This window comes from Virgibacillus sp. W0430 (assembly GCF_051846935.1).
Taxonomy (GTDB): Bacteria; Bacillota; Bacilli; order Bacillales; family Amphibacillaceae; genus JBPYCR01.
The window spans coordinates 11,919-35,538 of record NZ_JBPYCS010000007.1 but is presented as its reverse complement, the minus strand read 5'-3'; the positions used below and the strand labels follow the sequence as shown (position 1 = coordinate 35,538).

Genomic DNA, 23,620 nt, shown 5'->3' with positions numbered 1-23,620 from the left:
AGCACAGTTCCAACGAAAAGAAAACGCTTTCTTATTGAATATTATAAATTAATAGATTTATTAGACAAATATTATAGGTTGTTTGTTGGTTTAGTTTATTGTAAAACGCGTGCTTCTTTGCGCTTATCATTGTGCATAAACAATCTCCTTTTTAGGTTATGAATATGATAGTTCCCTTTACACACTTTTAATCAGTTAAATTCCTTCCTCCAAAAGCTAAAACGAGTTAATATTTTTTACTTGCTCTACTTTGAGAGTGCTGTGATTATCTATTTCCTGTGTTTTAAATTTTAAAAAAACTTAGTTAAGTTTAACTATTGACTTATCAGTTTATTAAGACTATTCTAATTATTAATTCCATACTATAAGAAACGGAGAATCAAATCTAATGATAACTAATACTTTTTATTCCCAAGAAAATCACGGTCCTTATGACATCTATCAATTAGGAGATTTTCTATTAGAGAGTGGAGAAGTGATCAATAATTGCAAACTAGCTTATACTACATTTGGAAAATTGAATAATAACAAAGATAATGTGATTCTTATGCCTACCTGGTTTTCTGGTACAAGTAAAGATATGGAAGCATTTGTTGGCGAAGAAAGAGCAATTAATCCTAATAATTACTTTATTATTATTATTAATCAAATTGGCAATGGTTTATCAAGCTCTCCACATAATAGCCCTGAGCCAATTGCAATGGCCAATTTCCCGAATGTTACAATTTTTGATGACGTCCGGGCACAACATAGTTTAATTACAAACAAATATGGTATTACTGAAATTGCCCTAGTTGTAGGTGGATCTATGGGGGCACAACAAACATATGAATGGGCGGTTAGATACCCAAAGATGGTTAAACGAGCAGCACCAATTGCAGGTACCGCAAAAGTAACTTCACATAATATACAATTCACACAAACATTAATTGAATCAATTACATCCGATCCGTTATGGAACAATGGTAGTTATAATGTACATACTGATGTCAAGGACGGTTTGAAAAGACATGCTAATATCTGGTCAGTTATGGGGTTAAGTACTGAGTTTTATCAAAAGGAAATGTGGTCAATTTACGATGTCAATAGTTTCGACGAATTTATTCATGAATTTTTACAACCTTTGTATCAAAAGATGGATCCAAACAATTTAATTTTAATGGCACGTAAATGGCAGAAAGCTGATGTTAGTAAAATTACAAACGGCGATCTAGCCGAAGCCCTTAGAGGGATTCAAGCTAAAGTATTTGTATTACCCATTGATGAGGATATGTTCTTTAAACCAAGTGATTGTAGAGCAGAACAAAAGCTAATACCAAATAGTGAACTTAGGATGATATATAGTTCAGTTGGTCATTTTGCACTTCCAGGACCGGAAGGAAATAGTTATCACAAGCAAATTGATCAACATTTAAATGAATTACTTGCTTGTACTAAATAGATATCATTTCATATTTAAGCGACTTGTAAAAATATATAACATCTAAAGTTATTCGGCTATTTATAAACTAAAGGAGGGATTATCTTGAAAAGATTAGCTGGTAAAGTTGCAATAATCACTGGTGCTGCAAGTGGCCAAGGTGCCGCAGAGGCTCGCCTATTTGCAAAAGAAGGTGCTAAAGTAGTTGCAACCGATATGCAAATAGAGTTACTAGAGAAAGTCGTAAATGATATTAACATTGAATATGGTAAAGTTGTAATAGCATTAAAACATAATGTTACTGATGTTACGGATTGGGAAAACACCGTTAGTAAAGCTATAAATACTTTTGGTAAAATTGATGTATTAGTTAATAATGCAGGTATCGGTGGAGAAGAAGGCTTTGCATCATTTGATGAAGTTGATTTAGAAAGCTTTAATAAGTTTTTAGAAGTTAATACAACTAGTAACTTTATAGGTATAAAACATGTAGTTCCAAAAATGAAAAAGGTTGGTAGTGGATCTATTATAAACATCTCTTCTGTAGCTGGAATTATTGGTGGTGGTGCTGGTGTTCATTATACTACTTCCAAAGGCGCCAATCGATTACTTTCTAAAGGGGCAGCAATAGAACTCGCCCCCTTTAATATTCGAGTAAACTCTGTACACCCTGGCTATATCGATACGCCAATGGTCTCAGTAATTACAGAAGATAAAAAAGCAATTGCGGAAATCAAAAATAGTATACCTTTAGGTTATTTAGGCACAGCGGAGGATGTAGCTAAAACGGTTTTGTTTTTAGCATCTGATGAATCTCGTTATATTACAGGAACAGAAATAATTATAGATGGTGGAATGATTGCTAAATAAATTTCCTGTTTTCTTTGTGAAATAGAAATTTTTTGTCAATAGAATTGATAAAATCATATAAAAAATTATCTTTATTAAGAAATGGAGGAATAAATGTGAGAAAAGTTCAATGGGGAATTTTAAGCACAGCAAATATTGCACAACAACAGATGATACCAGCAATAATTCGTTCAATAAATGCAGAAGTAACAGCAATAGCCACTAATAGTAATGTGAACAAGGCAAAAAAAATAGCAAGTCAATTCTCAATAGATAAAGTTTATAAAAGCTATGAAGAACTACTGAATGATTCACAGATTGACGCCGTTTACATTGCAACTCCAAATAATTCACATAAGGAATGGGCGATTAAAGCTGCTGCTAAAGGAAAACATGTTTTATGCGAAAAACCCGCCACTATGAATGCCAAAGAAGTACGTGAAATAGAAGCAGCTTTTAAAGAGAACAATGTTATATTTATGGAAGGATTTATGTATTATTTTCATCCCCAACATGAACGAATGAAAGAAATAATTAATAGGGGGGGAATTGGTGAGATTTCACTTATTCAGTCGGGCCATTCATACACCATGACGAAGCAAGACAAGAAAACAAATATTCGAATGAAAAAGGAAATGGGCGGTGGAACTATTTATGATTTAGGTTGTTATCCAATCCATCTCATGAGATATATTCTACAAGCAGAGCCTGAGTCAGTGTTTGTTCATACTGTTGAAGACCTTCGATACGAAGTAGATATGGAAACAGTCACCTACTTAACATTTTCGAATGGTGTAAGAGCAACTTTTGATACTAGCTTTAATTTACCTATACGTCATAATTTTAAGATAATTGGAACAAAAGGAAGTATTATTCTCACACGTGCTTTTCGTCCAGATCTTCATGGTGGAGAAGGGCATATCATTATTGAAAAGGATAATAAAACTACACTAGAAACATGTTACGGAGATCAGTATAGGAATGAGGTAGAGCATGTATCTCAATCAATTATAGATGGAGATAATGAAGTTGCTTTAAGTTTTAATAATACTTTTAAAAATATGCGTGTGATTGATGCTTGTTTAAAATCACTAGAAACAAAAAGTGTAGTACAGGTAAATTAATAGGCTTTATTTTGGCTTAGAAGTTTATATGTTCTAAATAGAATTAATGCTTATATTACTAATTTACCAGTTACAATGGAATGAAGCGGATGGTATATAGTTGCATGTTAAATATTACTACAACTTCATTTTATTAATGTGATTTTAATATAAATGAAAGTTTATCTTTTATAGTATAATAAGTTCAAAAACGTTGTGGTTTTAAATACACAACCTCTCCAGTATCTGCTGAAAGACGAATACTTTCAATAGCATCAATCACTTCTAGACTTTCATGATGTGGTATCATTTCTGGCTGTGTACATTTCTCGACACAAGATAGAAAATACTCAATTTCTTTAGCATAAGCATCATAACTTTCAGGCGTTTTAATAACAGGTTTTTCTCCAGTTTGATAAATTCTAATCTCACTTGAAGAAGAATCTCTTAGCCCAATATTCTCACCTGCTTTATAATAAAATTCAACAGTAGCTTTTGTACCTGCCACCTTAAAAAACATAGTAAATGGATAGCTATCAGGCATAGTAAAAGATGCCTCTGCTACTGCTTTAGCCCCATTTTTAAATGCAATGGATGACACTGCGTGATTCCAACAACCAGTTTCATCTTTATTTGCATGACAATAAACATAATCCATTTCTCCAAATACATATCTCAAGAAATCGACATCATGTACATGCATATCTTGAATAGCTCCAGCTCCTTTTTTAGGATCCAAAAGCCAATTGCCCCAATCGGGCAGGCTAGAACATCTGCTTGCAAAAGCCATATAAACATTCCCAAGCTTACCGGATTCATACATCTCTTTTATCTCTGTATAACCACTCCAAAATCGAACAACTTGGCCGACCATAAATATTACTTTCGCCTTTTTTACATTGTCCAACATTCTTTTAGTCGCATCGAGTGTCATTTCAACAGGCTTTTCACATAGTATATGTTTTCCATATGTAGCACAAAGACTTACATATTCTTCATGTAAGTACGTTGGTAAACAAATAATAACTATATCTATTTCAGCACTTTCGAACATTTCTTTAACATCAGTATAATAAGCACAATTGTATTTCTCAGAAAACGCGGTAACCTTTTCTTTGTCGATATCAACAGCAGCAGTAAGAGTAGCATTTTGAATCGATTTAATGGCATCAGCATGACTATAAGCAATTAGACCAGTACCTACAATACCTATATTGTGCAAAACGAATCGCCTCCAATAAAGAATACTTAATAAAAAAGAATAAGGCGATATTTGTCTCCCGCTCGAACAGGCGAGAGACTTGAAAATACCGCAATGTTTTAGTTATTAAATTTTATTCGTATTGATCTTTGACTTTAAATTCATAGTTTGCAGCATCTTCTTCAACTTGAGTCAAATCCCATCTTGTATCAACGAATTCATTCGTAAATATTCTGTCTAATGGTATTTCCTCTTTAATTGAATCCGTCTTCAGTGCCCATTCAACATTTAAAGCCCATTTCTCATCACTAGCTAAGCCAATTCCTTCAGCAACTCTTTCTTGCTGTTCCTCTTCACTAATTCCGAATCCTTGTTTTACCCGACCTAGCATAGCTCCGACCGCACCATCCCAAGTTATATCAATTGACGGAAACTGTCCAAGGACTATGTCAGCTGCAGCCTCTGGATTTTCTTTAACGAAATACATTCCTTTTGCAAGACCCCGAGCGAAACCCTCAACCATTTCTGGGTCTTTTTCAATTATTTCTAAACTTGTCACTAGTGGATTAGATGCATATGGTAAAACCTCATTACCATCAATGTATTTAAAATCAAAACCTCTTCCTTGTAACTCTGTAACTTCTCCAACCCAAGTAAATAAAATATCTATTTTCTCTTCCTGAACCATCTGGAATCTATTTTCACCAGCAACAACATATTCTAAATCTTCATCCGGATCAAGTCCTGCCGCAATAACAACTGGATTGATTATATCTTCCCAAGATGCATCACCAAGAGCTACTGTTTTTCCTTTCATGTCCTCCCACGTCTCGATGTCACTGTCTTCTAATACTGCCATTCCAAAGATATTTATCCAATCATTTTGAAAAACTGCTTTAATAGGTAATTCATTTTCAATCGACATTAGAATAAAGTTTGGTGCAGGAAGTGCAAATTCCGCATTACCTGTAGCGACCATCTTGACATCTGTAGTACCAAAAGATTCTTCAATAGAAACATTTAGTCCTTCTTCTTCAAAATAACCCATTTTAATTGCTGACCACACATGCGCATCATCGAGTACTTCTACAGTACGAGGGACAACTAATTTTACTTCTTGTAAATCCCCGCTATCTTTTGCTTCCTCCTCTTCTGTCTCTGATTCAGCCGTTTCAGCTTTGTCTGTTCCTGAGTCTGCTTCTGCCGCATCTGAATCGGCACTTTCTGTATCCCCTCCACAGGCAATTAAAAACATAGTTAGCAAAGCAATTACCAATAAGCCACCAAAAAGTTTAAATTTTTTCATTAAACAATCCCCTTTAAATTAATTTATTATATTCTAGAAGTTGTCCATAATAGACTTTCTCTTACTAATCATTACACCAATCAATCATCATACTTGCATACACTTTTGCGGCTTCAATTATACTATCAACAGTGATATATTCGTTATCCCCATGAACAGACCAACTTAATGATCCTGGTCCAAACACAACAGCGGGAACACCATGTTTATTTAAATATGTTGCGTCACAAACAGCTTTAAATCCTGATAATATAGCTTGCTCTCCTGAAGCTTCCTCGATGGATCCAATCATCGTTTGCACCCCAGGATGTTCTACAGGAACTTTAAACCCTGCCCAATCTTGAAAAACTGGGATATTTAAAGTTGGAGGATTTTCTCTTAAATAATCATCTGTAGAACTAATCGCTTCCACACCTTTTCTAAGCTCCTCCCAAACCTCTTCCTTGGATACAAGCTGATCAGGAAACCAAACATTATACGTGTATTTCACACGCGAAGGTACTGCACCTAAATAATCACCTCCTTCTATAAGTGAAGGGTTTATAGTAAACAAGCTAATTCCCTGTGAATCTTGAATAGGCTTACCGCCGGTACCTAGAACCGGGTCTCTCCATCGATGATTCCACTGTTCTTCTAATGAATAGAGGTAGTTTATAATTGGTAAAGATTTTTTAAACGCATCAACACCGACCTCACCACCACTAGGTACACCTCCTGGTTGCGGAAAAATGACTTGATTTCTAGCTGAGGTGTGCACAGCTTTTCCCTCTACAATTAATTCAAACATGAATAAACCAACAGAAGATGTATGCAATTCCAGGTTTGTAGGTTCACATACTACTGCGAAATCTGCTGTATAACCTCTTTCTAAACATGGAACGGTTCCTACTTCTTCTGCCTGATTTGATTCTTCTCCAACTACGGCCTGTAGGAGTACATCTCCTTTTAATTCGACTTTACACTCTTTTAATGCTTTCATAGCCCATATCACAGATCCAATGGGGCCTTTCATATCACTAGTACCACGACCAAACATCTTACCATCTTTAATTACTGGATCAAAAGGGTCATTATGCCACACTTCTGGTCTAGCAATTGGGACAACGTCCATATGACCATTAAATATAATACTTTTCCCTTCACCACTACCTCTCATAACTGCAACTACATTTGGTCGCACCTCCTCTTCATCAACAGCGAATTGATCCACTTTGTCAAACTCAAATTCTCTTAAGCTATTTGCTAACCAATCTTGTACATTCTTTTCATTCCCTCCCATTGTATGGTTAATAGACGGGATGCTTACCATTTTTTGTACATATTCAATTATTTGATCCTTATGATTATCTATATAATCAAAAACTGCTTGCTTATCAACACTCATCCGTATTCCTCCCAAATTAATTTTTCATTCCTGTTAATAAATTAAATTTCCCATCGAATAATTAACTTTTCCATTAATGAGATAAGTCCATACAAAACCGTTCCAATAATTGCAACAAATAATATACAAGCAAAGGCCTCTTCTGTTTTAATGTATTGAGTATACTTTATAATTTGGCTTCCTAATCCAGTATTTCCACCTACAAACTCAGCAGTAACTGCAGCAATCGTTCCAAAAATACCTCCTAGTTTGATTCCGGTGAATACCTCTGATAACGCTGACGGAAATACGGCTCTAAAAAACGTTTGTGATCTAGTTGAAGCAAGTGACTTCATTAATTCTAATCTAAGATTATCTACGTTAATGAAACCGGTTGCAGAATTCAGCATGATTATTGGGAACGCTTGAATAATAACGGCTATAACTTTCACACTTAGCCCATAACCAAACCACATCATTAACAGTGGTACTAAAGAAATTAAAGGGGTGGTAACTAATAATATAACAAAAGGAGATACTGAGAAATCTAAGTATTGGAAATTTGATAATAATGCTGCTAAAAATATTCCTAGTGGTATTGCAATAATAAATCCGATAGAGATAGTTTGAATCGTAACTAATATGTGCGGCAAAAAATCTGAAAAACTTACAATCATAGAATTAAAAATAGCGATAGGACCAGGAAGAATCCACCTTTCAATCTCTAATTGGTTTACCATAATTTCCCACGAACCGAAAATAATAAAAAACATAACTATGGGAGGTAATAGATTCGTTAAATACGTCTTAGTTATACTATTTTGCAATGTTTGTGCTCCTTCCGTGCCTACTTAATTTTACTTAATTCAACATCACCGATAAGTTCTGTTAATTTTGTTTCATAATGAATGAACTTTTCATCAGTAAATATATCTAAACTACGAGGTCTTGGAAGATCAATATCTACCTCTGATATAATACGACCAGGATTTGTGCCCATAACATATACTTTAGATGCGAGTAACACAGCCTCTTTAATATCATGAGTGATAAAAATAATCGTCTTTCCCGTTTTTTTCCATACATCAAGCAATTCTATGTTTAATTGTTCTCGGGTTATTTCATCCAATGCACCAAACGGCTCATCCATTAATAATATCTCTGGATCATGAACCATGGCGCGAATCACCCCTACTTTTTGTACCATGCCGCCAGATATTTCTATAGGGTAGGAATCTGCATGTTTTTCCAAGTCAAAAACTTTTAGTAATTGATCGATATTGTCTTCCCATTTCTGGCCACTATAACCAAATACTTTTAAAGGTAACGCAACATTTTGTCTAACTGTCAACCAGGGAAATAAGTTAGGTTGCTGGAATATAAAACCCATATTTTTAATTAACTGTTTTACAGTTTTATTACCTTGCATTTTTTGTTGCTTAATAAATATATCTCCAGCAGTTGGTTGAATAATATCGTTAATCATCCTAATAATAGTTGATTTTCCACAACCACTTGGACCAACAACAGCTACAAAATCACCTTTATATACTTCCATATTTACCTTTTCCACGGCCCGAATGGTTTGACCTCGTGTATGAAAGTGTTTCGTTATATTGTTTAGTTTAATCATTGTTTTTTTCATATATTTCCCTCCTTTGAAGACAGTTGTTATATATGCAAACTATTTCCGCCATACAATAACTTTCTTTTCAATTGAACTTGCAATTATATATAAAGAAATACCTATGAGCGCAACAATTAAAATCGTTCCATATGCCATTTCGGTCATAATTGATCCTGAATACTGAAGTATTCGGAAACCTAAACCAACATTGCCTGCAACAAAGTCGGCACTTATAGCTCCAATGGTTGAAAAAATACAACCTAATTTTACACCTGTGAAAACTTGCGGTAATGCGTTAGGAAAAGTCACTTTAATAAACGTTTGAACTCTTGAAGCACCTATAGATTTCATCAGTTCTAACTTCTCTGTTTCTACCTTTGAAAAACCAGATAACGTATTTAAAGTTATAATTGGTGTCGCTTGCACAACAACGGCTATTATACGAATGTTTGGGTCTGATCCTAACCATAAAACTAGCAATGGCACAATTGTAATAACTGGTGTAACGACTAGCAATATAATAAATGGTGTAGTCGCTTTCACTACAATCGGTAATTGTGAAAAAATAGCTGCCAAAGCTATACCAAAAGGAATTGCAATTATAAATCCAATTACAATTACTCTAGATGTCACTAGAAAATGTGGCCACAAATCTGCTGGAAACCGTTGAACTGTTTCCATTATTATTGCGGTTGGAGTTGGAAGAACTATTCTTGGAACGCCAGTCGCCCTAATAAATATTTCGAATGCCACGTATAAAAATATAAATGTTAAGATAGGTAATATCACATTCAATTGTATGTTTCTTTTACCTTTCTTAACTTCTATCACTTCAATTTCCTTCTGATTCTCATTCTCTGTATTCATTTAATTGCAACTCCTTCTTGCTTATAAAATTGCCTCTTGTTTGTTTTCAATACGAATAATATTATTTATTTTAGACTGAAGAGCCGTAAATTCTTTTAGTTCTATTATATTAGACCCACGTTCCTCTAAAGGAATGTCTACATTAATTTCATGAGTTACACTTCCAGGTAAAGACGATAAGATAAATATTCTGTTAGCCAACAAAATTGCTTCATCAACATTATTTGTAACCATGATTATTGTTTTTCTCGTTTGTTTCCAGATGTTTAACATTTCGAATCCAAGCATTTTACGGGTTATCGCATCCAATGCGCCGAACGGTTGATCCATGAGTAATATTTCTGGATTATGTACCAATGCTCTAGCAATACCTACTCTCTGCTTCATCCCTCCTGACAACTCATGCGGAAATACATTCATGTAATCTTCAAGGCCCACAGTCTTCAGCAACGAAGTGACTCTATTTGACCACTTTTCACCTTTTAAACGATTTACTTCTAAGATTAATTTTAAGTTTTGTTCTGCTGTTCGCCAGGGTAATAGATTGCTATTTTGAAAAACAAACCCAAACTTATTAAGTACTTCAGAAGGAATTCCCTTACTATATGTTGTACCATCAAAAGTGATTTCTCCTGTTGTTGGGAGTTGAATTCCCCCAACAAGTTTTAATAATGTAGACTTCCCACTGCCGCTAGGACCAAGGATACAAACAAACTCTTTATCTTCTATATCCATATTTATATCTTTTATTACCTGAAGCTGCTCATTTTTATCACCATAAACTTTTGATAAACCTTTAATACTAAGTATTGGTTCTTGCAAGAATCATCGCTCCCTTTATAAATCAGTTCCAGGTATAAGTAACTAACGTTTTAAAATTCGGTCCATTGATGCTGAGGTATTATAGACTATCTGATCAGTATATTGTTTATAGGATGGAGTCATTTCAGCATTTACCCAACCTGTATAGTTTATTTTTTCTAGTTCGCTAACTACCTTGGTAAAATTAACATCTCCTGCAAGCAAATCTACAAATCCTGATAAACCACCAGCAGCTGTGCGATAATCTTTAAAATGTACGGCCTTTATACGAGTACCTAATATTTTAATCCAATGTTCCGGGTAACCGTATAACATCATATTTGCCACATCAAGGTATACTTGTACCCATGGTGAGTTTATTTCATCAATAAACTCTCTCATCTCTAGTGGTGATAACAAAAACTTATTCCATACATTTTCTATTCCAATAATCACCTTTTTTTCTTCTGCGTATAGTGCTAATTCCTTGAATGCACTTACAGATCGGTCATAAGCGATATCGTAATCAATTATTTCTGAACCTGCAAAAAAATCATCGTCTCTTGCGTTTGGTACAACCTCGCTAGGCTTAAAATCTACTCCTACAGATCCTGGAACAACTAATATGGAATCTACACCAAGTAATTTACCAATATCTATTTGCCTACGGACGATCTCTTTTGCTTTATCTTGAATTTGATTTGAATTACTCGTTATCGAATACTGCCAATAAAGCCCGGTTGCTAAACTAGTAATATGAATCCCTATTTCATCAGCCGCATTTCTATAACTTAAGATCTCGTCATCATTACTATCTAAACTGAGATTACCGTCCCGATTTAGAACAAGTTCTATACCTTCAAACCCTGCCTTTTTAGCCATTTTCATACACTGGATAATACTAAGATTCTCCTCAAATGACCATATATTTATACTTTTTCTAAAATCGCATCCCATATTTAAGTCCCCTTTATAATACATATTCCTTGTACAACAGACATATTCTTTGGATAAGAAAATTTCTTCATCACAGCTGCTAGCAGCTGTAACTAGTAATTAAAAACCATTAAAATTGTTCTCCAAAGACCTAGAATTGTTTAATTAACTTCCAAGCGTTTAATCTTATATCACCAATCTCTTTTACTTGTCTTAACAAATAAGAAACTAAGGATTACTACAATAAATAATAGTAGATAGGACATAGCGGATGAATATCCTGTTTCAAGGAACGTGAATGCTTGCTTATAAATATGGTAACTAATAATTTCTGTTTCAGAACCAGGCCCACCTTTAGTTAAAATATAAATTAAGTCATATGTTTTTAATGCATTAATCGTGCGTAGTAAAATTGCCACAGCCATAGTAGGTATCATCATAGGTAAAGTAATACGAAAGAAAGTCTGTATACTAGAAGCGCCATCAATAAATGCAGCTTCATACGGTTCTTTTGGCAATGAGACAAGACCTGCAAGGAGTATTAAAACCATAAAAGGAACTTGATGCCAAATATCTATTAAAACAACAGACATTAATGCTAATCCTTTATCCGCTAACCAAGCTTGGCTAGACAACCCGATCGTATTCAAAACGTAATTTACAATACCAAGTTGTGGATGTAATAATAGTCGCCAAATTAAACCAATAGCAACAGGAGTAATCAACATCGGTGTAATTATAATTGTAAAAAAAACCTTTTTCCCTATAATCTTCCGGTTAAGAAGTAGTGCTATAATAAATCCAAATATAAATTCAAAAAACACTACCGTAACAGTAAAAATAAATGTCACCCATATTGACTTTGCAAAGTATTCGTTTTTGAATACATTTAGGTAATTATCTAAACCAACAAAACTACCAAGTCCGGACTCTTTTAGTGAGGTTGAAAAAAAACTGGTAACAAGTGCATAGAGTAACGGAAATAAAACGATGACCCCTAAAATTATTAAAGCAGGGTATATAAATATTGCTTCTTGTTTTCTTTTTTCAAACGCCACCTACATCTACTCCTGTTTCCCCCTTCTATTAAAAGCGGGGATTTAATAGCAATTAAATTATTTTTTAATCAAGTTGTTCAATTTCTTCAGCTACCGTATCCAACGCTTCTTGAGGTGTTTTATCTCCTGAAACAGCAATCGATAATTCCCTACCTAGTATCTCAATTAACTGAGGCGCCTCTGGAATAATTGGTATCATTTCTGATGTAGCTATAATTTCTTGTACTTCTTTAAAATGAGGGTACTTTTCTAATACTTCTTGATCATCAAATACATCCGATCGTGTAGGTGAGCCACCAAGCATTGCTCGTTGTTTGGCAACATCTTGTGATTCAACCCATGACAGGAATTGCCAAGATGCGTTTTTGTCCTCCGCATTATGTGGAATTCCCCAACCCCAACCACCGTTTAATGATTTTCCGAACGGCGTATGGCTAATATCAACATTACCCGCTACTTGAGATTCATCTGGATTATTCAATTTAGGTAACATAAAATTGTAAGAAACAAAGGATGCTGCATTTCCCTGAGCAAATACGTTAAACGCCTCATCGAAACCAAAACCGTTGGCTCCCGGGGGGGCTGCATTTGTCATACTGTCAATATATAGCTCTAAAGCCTCAACTCCTGCCTCATTATTAATTATTGCTTTTCCACTCTCATCAAAGAAATTCCCACCAGAGCTGAACAGGTAATTCAACCATTCCATTGTTATTGGATCAGGCCTTAAACCTTGCATTGCGGAGCCATATATTTCACCATTTGTTTCCCTAGTAATAAATTTACTAATATTTAAGTATTCTTCAATACTTTCTGGTACTTCTAAATCTCTGCCATATTCTTCTTTATACTTACTCTTTAATTCAGGGTCCTCATAAACATCAGCCCTATAGACTAAAGCCATAGCGTAGTTATAAAATGGCAACATATAAGTCGTTCCATCCACCTGACCAACCATATTAAACATTGAATCTAAATAAACACTAGTGTCAAAGTCATCTTTATTTATATATTCATCCAAAGGTTCCAACCAACCAGCGGATGTAAACTCACCAACCCAGTAATTATCCACAACGATAACATCATAATCACTTGACGTACCGGTCAGTTGCGGAATTAATTTTTCATGCATTGTTTCATAAGTAATTACTTCAAAGTTGAGCTCAATTCCTGTTTCCTCCGTAAATTGGTCGGCAATTTCTACTACAAACTCAGTGTCTGGTAGTGACTCCATCAATATATTTAATTTCTTTTTACCTTCATTATCGTTTTCATTTTCACTATTTGTTGAAGAATTACATGCAGTGATTGTCAGTAGCATTAACGTTAAAAATAGTACAAGAAATTTTTTCGCCATCTTGACCCTCCTCATTTAGTTCCCATCTACTTTAAAGATCCAAAGCTCATACCACTAACTAGATATTTTTGTATAAACATTGATAATAAAATAACTGGTAAAACTATTAGGATTACCGATGCACTTAATTCAGCAATCATAACTCCTTGATGTGTATTTAAGTTTGCTATTGCAACGGGCAATGTTCTTGACTTTGTTCCTGTTAAAACAAGTGCAAAAATAAACTCGTTCCATGCCATAATAAAACTAAATACTCCTGCAGATATAATACCTGGGGTTGCAATTGGTATAACGACTTTTACAAATCCTTTAAACTTCGAAGCTCCATCAACTTCTGCAGCCTCATCTAGTTCTTTTGGAACGGACTCAAAAAAGTCTAATAACAACCAAATAACATACGGTAAACTGAATGTCATATAAGTTGCAATCAAGGCAATCCAAGAGTCTAAAAGTCCTACAGACTTAATTAACACAAAGATAGGAATTACTAATACAATGGGTGGCAGCATTTGAGTTCCCAAAATTGATATTTTTAACGTGTCTCCACCTCCTTGGCGTAACCTTACAAATCCATATGCCGCCAGTGAACCAAAAATCAACGATAATATTGTAGAAATTAAAGAAATTCCTAAGCTGTTTGTAAAATTATGAAAAAATGTTGAGTTATTAATCACAGCTACATAATTGTCCAGTGTAGGTGTGACTAACCATTTAGGAGGTATTTGATATGCTTCAACCTTCTTAATTAGTGAAGTTCTTAAAATCCACAGTAATGGTAATAGAAAAACTAGGGAAATGATTGTTAATGCCAAGTAAGTAAAAACATCCATAATTCTCTTTTTTCTCTTCATCTGTTTACACTCCACCTTTTCCATAAAACCCCTTCATGTTTTCTTGTTTGGTCTAAAAACCAAAAGATCGTCATTCTGTATCAAAACTGTTCATTAAATTATAATTTAAATATTCCGATTATTATACATATAAATCATTCAAACAATTTTCTTACTAGGTAATGACATTAGATTTGAAATACTTATGTCAGTGCCCAGCAGTGGGATCGCCTCGGTATTTTTGTTCCGTAGTACAACATTTTAGCCCCATGAATATAAAGTTTTTGCAGTATTAAAAAACACAGAAGTCGATTAAGTTAAACTATTAATCCATAAAGGCTCCTCCATTAACTGATATGGCCTCTCCTGTTACGAAACCGGCATCATCACTTGCCAAAAATGAAACCACGTTTGCGACATCCTCAGAAGTTTGTATTCTACCTAATGGAGTATCACTTATCATTGATTCTTTTATATTTTCCACGGTTACATTTTTTAAGGAACTTTCCCATTCTAACTCTCTCACCTGCATTGGAGTCGATACATAACCAGGACAAACCGAATTTACAGTAATATTATGCTCTCCAAGCTCATAAGCCATTGCCTGAGTTAGTCCTACTACTGCAAATTTGGATGCAACATAGTGTGCAAGAAAAGGTACATTTCCTTTTTTCCCCGCCATAGAGGCTATATTAATTATTCTTCCTCCTTTTTTTTGTTTGAGGAATTGTTCCGTAGCCGCTTGACCACAAAAGAATACACCTTTGGAATTCACATCCAAATTCATATCCCACTCTTCTTCGGTAAGCTTGGTAAATTTATTCATTGTAGAAACACCAGCGTTTGAAACCCATACTTTTAAATCACTATATTGATCCACAAAAAAGTTCATTGCCTCTATAATAGTATCCTTTTTTGTTACGTCAATGAAATGCCCTTTCGCCTTACCACCCTTTCTTTTAATCTCATCTACAACCGAGTTGACTGCATCCATATTACGCCCAGTAACTCCTATAGTGTAACCATCTTGTGCCAAACGCAGAGCAATTTCCTTACCAATTCCGCTCCCGCCCCCAGTGATAATTGCTAAACCTTGATTTGAGTTCACTGAAATCATCTCCTATTTTATTGCTTAAGCATGTGTAAAATAATTTGTTTTTAAAATATGAGTACAAACATTCTATATCGCATGGACACCTAAGTTTATGCCTTTGCTGGAAAATGTTGAAAGCATTCAAACTTCTCTTTTGATGCTTTGTTGACAAGCTGTTGGAACGCCATGATGACTCCGGGGTCGTAAACTTGAGCTCAAGTACTTCTATACAATTTACCTATAATGAGATGGCTATTAACCTTGTCGGTGCTCCAATTTACTCACTTGGTCACAATATGATTGCAATTGATGATAAGGAAAAGCATTTTCATCGTAAATGCGGTTGTCAGAGGCTACAGGAAAATGAGAATGCCCAAACCCTCGTTCTGACTCTAGTTACGTTCAGGCATTCATAATGGTGTTGTGCACTGTAACAAGTCGCAAAAAAACTATAAAAAGTTTGAAAGTCACACGTTGTAGATTTACTTAGTGTTCAATTTTGAGAGTATCTTATCAAACTTAGCAATCACTTCATCTATCGTTTCATATGATATAGTTAATGGGGGAATGAGTTGAAAACGGTTGTGGAAAAATCCTCCTTTTTCAAATAGAATCCCCTCTTCTAAACAGGCTTGTAATATTTGTTGAGCTTCTTGATCTGCAGGTTCTTTCGTTTCTAGATCTTTAACGAATTCTAATCCAATATATAAGCCCCGAGCATCAATTTGTCCAATTATCGGATATTTCCTTTGCAATTCACGTAAACCCTTTGCAAAGTAGTCTCCTTTTTCCCTAACCGATTTTAGAAACGCCTCATCTGATACTTGGTCTAATATTTTATTTCCAGCAGCACAGGCAATAACATTTCCTGCTTGGGTTGATACGTGTGCACCCGGACCCCAAGCCTCCAAAACATCCGCTCTTGCAACTGCTGCCGATAATGGCAAACCGCCACCAAGTGCTTTTGATGTTAATAATATATCGACCTCAACATCTTCCCATTCAGTCGCCCACAGACGCCCCGTTCTCCCTAATCCTGTTTGAATTTCATCAACTATTAAGAGGATTCCATATTCATCTGCGATTTTACGCAACAATTTCAAATAGCCTTTTGGAGGTATGTAATAGCCTGCAGAACTTTGGAATGGTTCTACTATAATTGCTGCTACGTTAGAAATTCCGCTTTTCCCTTCTGTATAAGGAGTTTCTTTACTTTTTAATAAAAACTCTAAATAATGTTTAAGTTTATTTAAAGTATATTCCTCTGCTGATTCGCCAGTTGGCGGTTCTCCAAATGGTCCTCGATACGCGTAAGGGAAAGGAAAATAACCAACACCTGAATCCTGCGGTTGAATCGGATGAAAATATGGTCTCATCCCGCCCTTTGTAGTAAAAGGCATAGCACCATATGTCACCCCATGGTAATCCCCATACGCTGTCAGTACCATTGAGCGGCCAGTATAGTAACGCGCTGCCCGAATTGCTAATTCAACAGAATCAGATCCTGTAACTCCAAAAACTACTCGGGCATCTTTCCCTTTAATTGGTGTCATTTCAGCTAATTTTTCGGCCATTTCTATTCTCTCGGGATGAGGAAAATCAAAATAATGTGTTAACTTACCGGCCTGTTCTGCTATAGTCTCAGTTATCTCTGGATTGCATTGTCCTAAAGCTGAAACTGAAAAACCACATAATAGATCGATATATTCTTTGCCATCTACATCGTACAGTTTGTCACCAGATCCTCTCTCAATAATTGGAGGAACAGGAAATAGGGCTAATCCTACCTGGCCTTTTGACTCGATATCTAACCAACGACGTGCCCATTCCTTACTTTTTTTACCTCCGTAATTCATATTGTTTATTCGATGCTGCAATTCTTCCTCACTAATTGATAGTTTTTCCCGTTGTTTCATTTCATGTGATTGATGCTTTACCATAAATCGTAGCCTCCTATAAAGTTATATTTTTCTGTTCTTCCTCTAAACTCATTGTCCACAAGCCTTTTTAATTGCACTATGGTCGCGATATTCCATTTTGAGCGCCAATTTTAGTAACAAAAAGTACTCCAATTGCAACGGCGGCGAATTCAGCCATTTGTACCTACTACATTGGCTGAGTAACTAAAAAAGTAAGCACTAACTTATCACCTTTATACACATACACTTTATAAATAAAGTAATCACCTTGCTAAAACAATTTTGTTCATCAATTTTCTTTTGATGTTTCAAACGATAATGTAGCCTCTGAACTAACCTTGCACTTGCTACCGACTGATTGCGTCCTCTGAAACTTAAATACAAATTATTCAATGTAATGTTATAGGACATGAATAACTACAATTGTCTCCCCTGTTAGAATTAAATCTTAATAATTGCTTTTTATGTAAGATGAAGGAAGTTAATTCTTTAAGCAAATTATAATTTACCTACTTTGAGTACGGTTTTTGGCCATCACACCTTTTTAGATATAAAGAACTTCCTTCCTTTTGTCCAAATGTTTGCATATTCTAACACCAAACAACATTTAATATCATTTTATAATTATTTATATTCAATAATAACACGCCCTAACATTTTGTCAATTAATAATTTTCTAAATAGACTGAATTGTTAAAAGGTGAATGACTCAGATATTACAATGCTGTTGTCTTTTTTAGGATTAATTCGTACTCCTATTGCGATGTCGACTATACTTGAAATTAAACTCTTAATTTCAATTTTTTTTAACCTTTTACTATTTTAGCAAGCTTGAGAGCACCGCTTTGGAGTTAGAACTAGTAGATTTATTAAATTATGTTGTCCATTTAAATAGACATAAAAAAGATTCAAACAGTAAGGCGTATTAACAAATTTCGTAATTCATTCTAATTTCGGGTTTTTACACACCGTTTCTTGGATACTTAGATTAAATAAATGTTAAAATTTGTTATTTATGAACGAGTAAATAGTTAAAAGACGTTAAAAAATGTGAAATAAGATTTTGTTTTTGTTGATTTTTTATAAAATGTTAGTACTTTAAGAGATAGTCTAAAGTAATGTTTTCCTATACTGCATTGAACCACTTGATATAACGTTCACAGGAGAACCGATTTCAAGGGGAAAAACTAAATTTTATCTTTACTTGTGTACGGTTTTCAAATTATGTGTAGTAAGTAAGTGTATGTCATATGACCTTTAAGGGCTGTACAAGATTTATACAGTAATCGGACCCGTCTTTCTAAACGAGGCTCGCCTTACTTAAGACGTGCGATTCGGCTAGCTGTATTTGTCGTAAGAGTTTATGAACCAGTACTTTCTTTGCACGATCAGCGCTTACGTAAACGTGGTAAAGCTTATGGGACCGCTTTAGGCGCGGTAGCATGTAAATTAACTCATATCCTCTTTGCAAACTGCAATACTTAGAGACAAGAAACCCTATGAACCACAGCCAATTATTGAATAATGATTTCTTAAATTCCAGCGACTTTTATTTTAGAAGAAGATTTTCCTATTTCCCTATTAAAATGTCAAAAGAACGGATCCAAAGGAGCTTCCATGGAATCCGCTCTTTTTTATTTTACTGGCGTTTTGTCCCAGCCTTTTTCCCAGGCTATCGTATGTTAATTAATTATTCGATGTGTAAAAAACTACACATGAACATTGGTATACTCGATATAACGAAAAGATGAAAAAGGAGATGTAATAATGATTAATAAAGCGATAAACTTTGCAACAGTAGCTCACTCCAACCAAACGAGAAAAGGAACAGTAATACCTTATATATTACATTGTCTTGAAGCAGGGACAATAGCTGCAAACTTATCGATGAAAAATGGAAAGATTGATGAAGATGTAGTAGCTGCTGCAATATTGCATGACACAATTGAAGATACATTCGTATCTTATGAATCGTTGAGGGAAATTTTCAATGAAAATATTGCAGACCTCGTTCAATCTCAGAGCGAAGATAAATCGAAAATGTGGCTCGACAGGAAACAAGCTATGATTGATTTTCTTAAAGCAAATAAATCAATCCAAGTCGAAATCGCCGTACTGGCTGATAAGCTATCGAATATAAGATCTATCTATCGGGATTATCAGATCATGCAAGAAGCATTATGGAAAAAATTCAATGCGGATAAAAACTGGCAATATTGGTACTATCAATCGATAGCGGATGCATTGTCACAAATTCGCTATACCGCTGAATTTAAAGAATATAAAGCGTTAATTACAAAAACATTTGAAAGTTAATAAAATACTCCATGGCCAAATATACGAACATAAAATGTGGTGCTCTAAATAGAGAAGCTAGAAGCAAAAATGAAATTCAAAAGAAACGTATCATGTTGTACCTTCCAAATTCATTTCTTTATTCCCACTAGTAACTTTTGAATTCACTCCCAAACAACCTGAGACTGCCAACATCAAATCAAAAGAGTAAGCCTAAGATAGACAGTAATTACCTTAAAATTAGACCTTGTTACTTCACAATTCTTGTAGGCATATGGATATTAATGAATAAATAAAAAATACGAAGGAGAAATTTAATGAACCATTACACTCTCCAGTTAAAAGGCGGGAAGTAAACATCTATTCTCCGATAATTAGTATGTTTGTGATTGAAGATGTGACGAATGAAGAAGTGAAAATCGCCTTAGCTTTACAAATGGAGTATACGGTAAAACTTGATTTCATAAAATTGCTCATAACGTTCCCCCATGGAGATACAACGATGGATGGCGAGGTGATCGTACATTAAGAAGCTGTATCTATCTATAATGAGTGGCATGATAAACCTATCAACGAATCGGGGTTCTTAATGAATATTATTCACTCATCGACGAGAAAATTGTTAAGTAAAAGATTTCGTGCATACAGATTGTTCCATAAAGGTCATTGATTAAATTAGGAGGTATGACGATGACGAATGTAAATATGATTAAAGCCGAGCATGGAAAGCCGTGTGTAATCGATTATGAAGGGAACATATTGATCGAGCCGAGAATAGATGTGGATACATTATTTTACCCATCTAACGGTTTAAGTATCGTCGGGAAGGGCGGGAAATACGGCTATATTAATCAATCTGGTAAATTGGTTATCCCCATGAAATATAAGAAAGCTTATCCATTTGCAGAAAATGGCTTAGCTTTCGTCGTATGCCAAAATGGTTTAGGTGGATATATGAACAAGGAAGGGGAGTTTATAATCGATCCGATATATGAAACTGGTTCCCTTTTCCGCTTCGGCTTTGCAGCTGTATCGAGAGATAACGAATATATATACATCTATAATAACGGAAGTAAGGCCATCAACAACACCTTCAAGTATGCAGGTGGGTTCTCTGATTGTGGCCTCGCAAAAGTAGTAGGGTTCGACGGAAAACATGCACTGATGGATACGACAAGCTTGGAGGTCCTTTCGTTGAAGCTTGGTTGCGAATTAGCAGGCTTTAAAGATGGAAGTAGAATTACGAAGTTCCGTAAAAATAACAGAGAAGCACTTATCAACGCTGCAGGTGAGATCATTACCGGATACTATGAAAAAATAATTATCTCTCCGTATAACCGTCTTCATCGATTCTTACGGAATGGATTGTGGGGATATCTCGATAATCAAGGAAACGAAGTCATCCCGAACATCTACAAAAAAGCATCCGCATTCGAAGCGTATAAACAATACAAGGTGGCCGCAGTGGAATCTTATCACCCCCTCGCAAAAAATAATGTTGTAAATCTCTATATCAATGAAAAAGATGAAATAGTTGACAGCAACTTAATCGAAGCAAGTAAGCAACACCTAATTGAAAAATTCCCCAAAGTGAACCGATTTAAAGCTCAGTTAGCATTGGCTATCAAAAAGGAAGAAGAAAAAGCGAAAACATATACTCAAGGAGGAGTAAAAAATAGGAATGAAAAACAACATAATGATGAACACAAAGAAAAAGCGCAAACTGGGAAAAACGAGCCAGCAAATGATGAGACGAATGACGAAAAAAATGACGATCGACAAGACATTGTAAATGAGGTACGATTTGAATCGAAGGAAGAAAAGTATTATGAACAGTTCATTGACGAGTCAAATATGGGTAGCCTTTATGAAGTCAGTATCTTCTTTAGGAATATGCCGATAAAAAAAGAAATATACGACTTTCTAAATGATGGATTAGCAGCGGGTATTATAGTAGTAGATATAAAAGTGAATTATGCTAGGTTATTGTGGCCAATTTCGGATTGGGAGGACCCAGGTGATATTGAAAATGCGCTATACTATCTCCTTGATGATGTAAGACTAGGAGAATATAAATATACGTATGTCGATTCCTATTACAGCACAACAAGCAATATAGAATAGAATTTATTATCTTATAAACCCCACTTGGATAGCTGCTGATAAAATATTAAAGGAATATAGCTAAGATTAAAGGAATATACCACACGAGAGGAATACTTATATGACGTATCAATTAAAAGACTACAAGAATTACTTAAAGAAGCTGGAGATGATTAAGGAGTATGACTGGGTACAAAAGTTTCTCGAATTAAAGGAGAAACCTAATTTCTGGACAATTATCGAATATGGAAGAGTGAAAAGTTCACAGGAAAGATCCGCTCATGAAACACGCTACTCCAAAATGATCCGCTGGTTGCTTGATCCGAATGAAACACACAATTTAGGAAATATCTTTGCCCATAAAATTCTCGACTTGGTTGCTGGTGAGTTGAAACATGACCCAGATAAAAACAAAGCAGTCAATGTGACGAACGAATTTATGAACATCGATGTTTTCTACAAAGATTTCTTGCAAAATATATGTATCGCAATTGAAGTAAAACAATTTGATAAAGAACGAATTTCAGAAGAAGGAATATCTCAACTGGATAATTATGAGGAATCATTGGAGGAATGGATAAAAGAGGGGAATAAAGAACTCCGGCCTTATTACATATTCTTGACCCCATTAAAAGATGTGCCCTCAAATGATAGGTGGCATGCTGTAGGCTATGTCGAATTAATCCAGATAATAGATAAAGTTTACGAGGAATACATATTAAAGTCAGATGATCGATACATAGAAGATACGAAAAAAATTATGATGGATTTTAAAGATGATTTAGAACGAACGATGTATTTGGAAATGAAAGACCGTGGCATTAACATACTTTCTCTAAACGAAGAAAAGCTTACAAAGGATTTGGCAAGAGAGATCCAATCAGAAACGGATTCCGAGCATCTAGACAAATTGATGGAGCTTGCGCAAGATGAGATACCGGTGTTGGAACAAGTAATCCTAATGATAGATGAATACATTGCGCGCCAAGACCGAACGCCAAATGTTGCTGTACAACTGCTTCTCAGAAAAATTTACAATTACCTTTCCGATGGGATGCAATTAAATACGGATGAAATAGTCGAATATAAAAATAGCGAAGAGACAATAGTCCCGTTAAAAAAGAATTTAATTGAAAAATATACTTTGGAATTATCCCATATAAGATTAACAGCTGATAAAGGACAGGGATTATATTTAACTCATAAAGAGGGGAAATATGAAATCTATTTTTCTGGAGCAGCAGGAGGGAATTTCCCAAATGATTATATTCATTTACGTCCACCGAAAGGCTTTAAGCGGACGACTGCTAGAGCTGTAAAGAAAGACCAGTTCAATGTAGATAAAAATCTAATATTGGAAAATAAAATAACCGATAGAAATGGTCATGTCATTGATCTGGAACAACTAATGGAAGAATACGTACTAAAAGGAATCAAGGAATTGGATGATTTCGCCATTGAGAGTAATTACAATAAGTAGGGTAATTGCTGA

At 34.9% G+C, this 23,620-nt stretch carries 20 protein-coding genes; 7 read left to right on the top strand and 13 right to left on the bottom strand.

Annotation, left to right across the window (positions count from 1 at the left end):
• Positions 1-388 precede the first annotated feature (388 nt).
• From ACLIBH_RS05520 to ACLIBH_RS05510, 3 genes are all read left to right on the top strand, one after another.
• Positions 389-1,441, top strand: coding sequence for an alpha/beta fold hydrolase (locus tag ACLIBH_RS05520; RefSeq protein ID WP_439315703.1), 1,053 nt, complete (start codon positions 389-391; stop codon positions 1,439-1,441).
• Between the two features lie 84 nt (positions 1,442-1,525).
• On the top strand, positions 1,526-2,290 hold the full coding sequence (locus ACLIBH_RS05515) for an SDR family NAD(P)-dependent oxidoreductase (protein WP_439315702.1): 765 nt from the start codon (positions 1,526-1,528) through the stop codon (positions 2,288-2,290).
• A gap of 95 nt (positions 2,291-2,385) precedes the next feature.
• The gene (locus ACLIBH_RS05510; protein ID WP_439315701.1) at positions 2,386-3,393 is read left to right on the top strand and encodes a Gfo/Idh/MocA family protein; all 1,008 of its coding nucleotides are present in this window, start codon (positions 2,386-2,388) and stop codon (positions 3,391-3,393) included.
• 184 nt (positions 3,394-3,577) lie between these two features.
• On the opposite strand, the gene ACLIBH_RS05505 is transcribed toward ACLIBH_RS05510, so the two are convergent.
• The 13 genes from ACLIBH_RS05505 to ACLIBH_RS05445 form a co-directional block, all read right to left on the bottom strand.
• A complete protein-coding gene (locus ACLIBH_RS05505) occupies positions 3,578-4,594 on the bottom strand; it encodes a Gfo/Idh/MocA family protein (RefSeq protein ID WP_439315700.1) in 1,017 nt (338 codons plus the stop codon).
• 112 nt (positions 4,595-4,706) lie between these two features.
• Entirely contained in the window at positions 4,707-5,879 is a 1,173-nt protein-coding gene (locus ACLIBH_RS05500) for an ABC transporter substrate-binding protein (protein WP_439315699.1), read from the bottom strand.
• Between the two features lie 64 nt (positions 5,880-5,943).
• Positions 5,944-7,263, bottom strand: a complete 1,320-nt coding sequence (locus ACLIBH_RS05495; protein ID WP_439315698.1) for an ArgE/DapE family deacylase — start codon at positions 7,261-7,263, stop codon at positions 5,944-5,946.
• A 41-nt stretch (positions 7,264-7,304) separates the two neighbouring features.
• Positions 7,305-8,069: an ABC transporter permease gene (locus ACLIBH_RS05490; protein WP_439315697.1), complete on the bottom strand. Its 765-nt coding sequence runs from the start codon at positions 8,067-8,069 to the stop codon at positions 7,305-7,307.
• 20 nt (positions 8,070-8,089) lie between these two features.
• A complete protein-coding gene (locus ACLIBH_RS05485) occupies positions 8,090-8,887 on the bottom strand; it encodes an ABC transporter ATP-binding protein (RefSeq protein WP_439315696.1) in 798 nt (265 codons plus the stop codon).
• A gap of 39 nt (positions 8,888-8,926) precedes the next feature.
• The gene (locus tag ACLIBH_RS05480; protein WP_439315695.1) at positions 8,927-9,736 is read right to left on the bottom strand and encodes an ABC transporter permease; all 810 of its coding nucleotides are present in this window, start codon (positions 9,734-9,736) and stop codon (positions 8,927-8,929) included.
• Positions 9,737-9,757: 21 nt separating this feature from the next.
• Complete coding sequence (locus ACLIBH_RS05475; protein WP_439315694.1) at positions 9,758-10,558, bottom strand: ABC transporter ATP-binding protein; 801 nt, start codon at positions 10,556-10,558, stop codon at positions 9,758-9,760.
• 42 nt (positions 10,559-10,600) lie between these two features.
• Positions 10,601-11,494, bottom strand: coding sequence for a sugar phosphate isomerase/epimerase family protein (locus ACLIBH_RS05470; RefSeq protein ID WP_439315693.1), 894 nt, complete (start codon positions 11,492-11,494; stop codon positions 10,601-10,603).
• 170 nt (positions 11,495-11,664) lie between these two features.
• On the bottom strand, positions 11,665-12,531 hold the full coding sequence (locus ACLIBH_RS05465; RefSeq protein ID WP_439315692.1) for a carbohydrate ABC transporter permease: 867 nt from the start codon (positions 12,529-12,531) through the stop codon (positions 11,665-11,667).
• Positions 12,532-12,595: 64 nt separating this feature from the next.
• Complete coding sequence (locus ACLIBH_RS05460; RefSeq protein ID WP_439315691.1) at positions 12,596-13,888, bottom strand: extracellular solute-binding protein; 1,293 nt, start codon at positions 13,886-13,888, stop codon at positions 12,596-12,598.
• Between the two features lie 26 nt (positions 13,889-13,914).
• Positions 13,915-14,739 carry a carbohydrate ABC transporter permease gene (locus ACLIBH_RS05455; RefSeq protein WP_439315690.1) on the bottom strand — a complete coding sequence of 275 codons (825 nt, stop codon included), beginning with the start codon at positions 14,737-14,739 and terminating at the stop codon, positions 13,915-13,917.
• A 304-nt stretch (positions 14,740-15,043) separates the two neighbouring features.
• Positions 15,044-15,826, bottom strand: a complete 783-nt coding sequence (locus ACLIBH_RS05450) for an SDR family NAD(P)-dependent oxidoreductase (RefSeq protein WP_439315689.1) — start codon at positions 15,824-15,826, stop codon at positions 15,044-15,046.
• A 467-nt stretch (positions 15,827-16,293) separates the two neighbouring features.
• The gene (locus ACLIBH_RS05445) at positions 16,294-17,751 is read right to left on the bottom strand and encodes an aspartate aminotransferase family protein (RefSeq protein ID WP_439315688.1); all 1,458 of its coding nucleotides are present in this window, start codon (positions 17,749-17,751) and stop codon (positions 16,294-16,296) included.
• A 1,746-nt stretch (positions 17,752-19,497) separates the two neighbouring features.
• Between ACLIBH_RS05445 and ACLIBH_RS05440 the strand changes: the two genes are divergently transcribed.
• The 4 genes from ACLIBH_RS05440 (at position 19,498) to ACLIBH_RS05425 (ending at position 23,608) form a co-directional block, all read left to right on the top strand.
• Positions 19,498-20,046: an HD domain-containing protein gene (locus ACLIBH_RS05440; RefSeq protein ID WP_439315687.1), complete on the top strand. Its 549-nt coding sequence runs from the start codon at positions 19,498-19,500 to the stop codon at positions 20,044-20,046.
• A gap of 358 nt (positions 20,047-20,404) precedes the next feature.
• A complete protein-coding gene (locus ACLIBH_RS05435) occupies positions 20,405-20,554 on the top strand; it encodes a hypothetical protein (protein WP_439315686.1) in 150 nt (49 codons plus the stop codon).
• 161 nt (positions 20,555-20,715) lie between these two features.
• Positions 20,716-22,149 (top strand): WG repeat-containing protein, encoded by a 1,434-nt coding sequence (locus ACLIBH_RS05430; protein ID WP_439315685.1) that lies wholly within the window; start codon positions 20,716-20,718, stop codon positions 22,147-22,149.
• A 100-nt stretch (positions 22,150-22,249) separates the two neighbouring features.
• A complete protein-coding gene (locus ACLIBH_RS05425) occupies positions 22,250-23,608 on the top strand; it encodes a PD-(D/E)XK nuclease family protein (RefSeq protein WP_439315684.1) in 1,359 nt (452 codons plus the stop codon).
• Positions 23,609-23,620: the final 12 nt, after the last annotated feature.

Bases quoted from the DNA above. Each gene is read 5' to 3' on its own strand.
- ACLIBH_RS05520 (WP_439315703.1), top strand. From the start codon at position 389: ATGATAACTAATACTTTTTATTCCCAAGAAAATCACGGTCCTTATGAC.
- ACLIBH_RS05500 (WP_439315699.1), bottom strand. From the start codon at position 5,879: ATGAAAAAATTTAAACTTTTTGGTGGCTTATTGGTAATTGCTTTGCTA.
- ACLIBH_RS05495 (WP_439315698.1), bottom strand. From the start codon at position 7,263: ATGAGTGTTGATAAGCAAGCAGTTTTTGATTATATAGATAATCATAAG.
- ACLIBH_RS05485 (WP_439315696.1), bottom strand. From the start codon at position 8,887: ATGAAAAAAACAATGATTAAACTAAACAATATAACGAAACACTTTCAT.
- ACLIBH_RS05480 (WP_439315695.1), bottom strand. From the start codon at position 9,736: ATGAATACAGAGAATGAGAATCAGAAGGAAATTGAAGTGATAGAAGTT.
- ACLIBH_RS05470 (WP_439315693.1), bottom strand. From the start codon at position 11,494: ATGGGATGCGATTTTAGAAAAAGTATAAATATATGGTCATTTGAGGAG.
- ACLIBH_RS05460 (WP_439315691.1), bottom strand. From the start codon at position 13,888: ATGGCGAAAAAATTTCTTGTACTATTTTTAACGTTAATGCTACTGACA.
- ACLIBH_RS05455 (WP_439315690.1), bottom strand. From the start codon at position 14,739: ATGAAGAGAAAAAAGAGAATTATGGATGTTTTTACTTACTTGGCATTA.
- ACLIBH_RS05445 (WP_439315688.1), bottom strand. From the start codon at position 17,751: ATGGTAAAGCATCAATCACATGAAATGAAACAACGGGAAAAACTATCA.
- ACLIBH_RS05440 (WP_439315687.1), top strand. From the start codon at position 19,498: ATGATTAATAAAGCGATAAACTTTGCAACAGTAGCTCACTCCAACCAA.
- ACLIBH_RS05435 (WP_439315686.1), top strand. From the start codon at position 20,405: ATGTTTGTGATTGAAGATGTGACGAATGAAGAAGTGAAAATCGCCTTA.
- ACLIBH_RS05430 (WP_439315685.1), top strand. From the start codon at position 20,716: ATGACGAATGTAAATATGATTAAAGCCGAGCATGGAAAGCCGTGTGTA.
- ACLIBH_RS05425 (WP_439315684.1), top strand. From the start codon at position 22,250: ATGACGTATCAATTAAAAGACTACAAGAATTACTTAAAGAAGCTGGAG.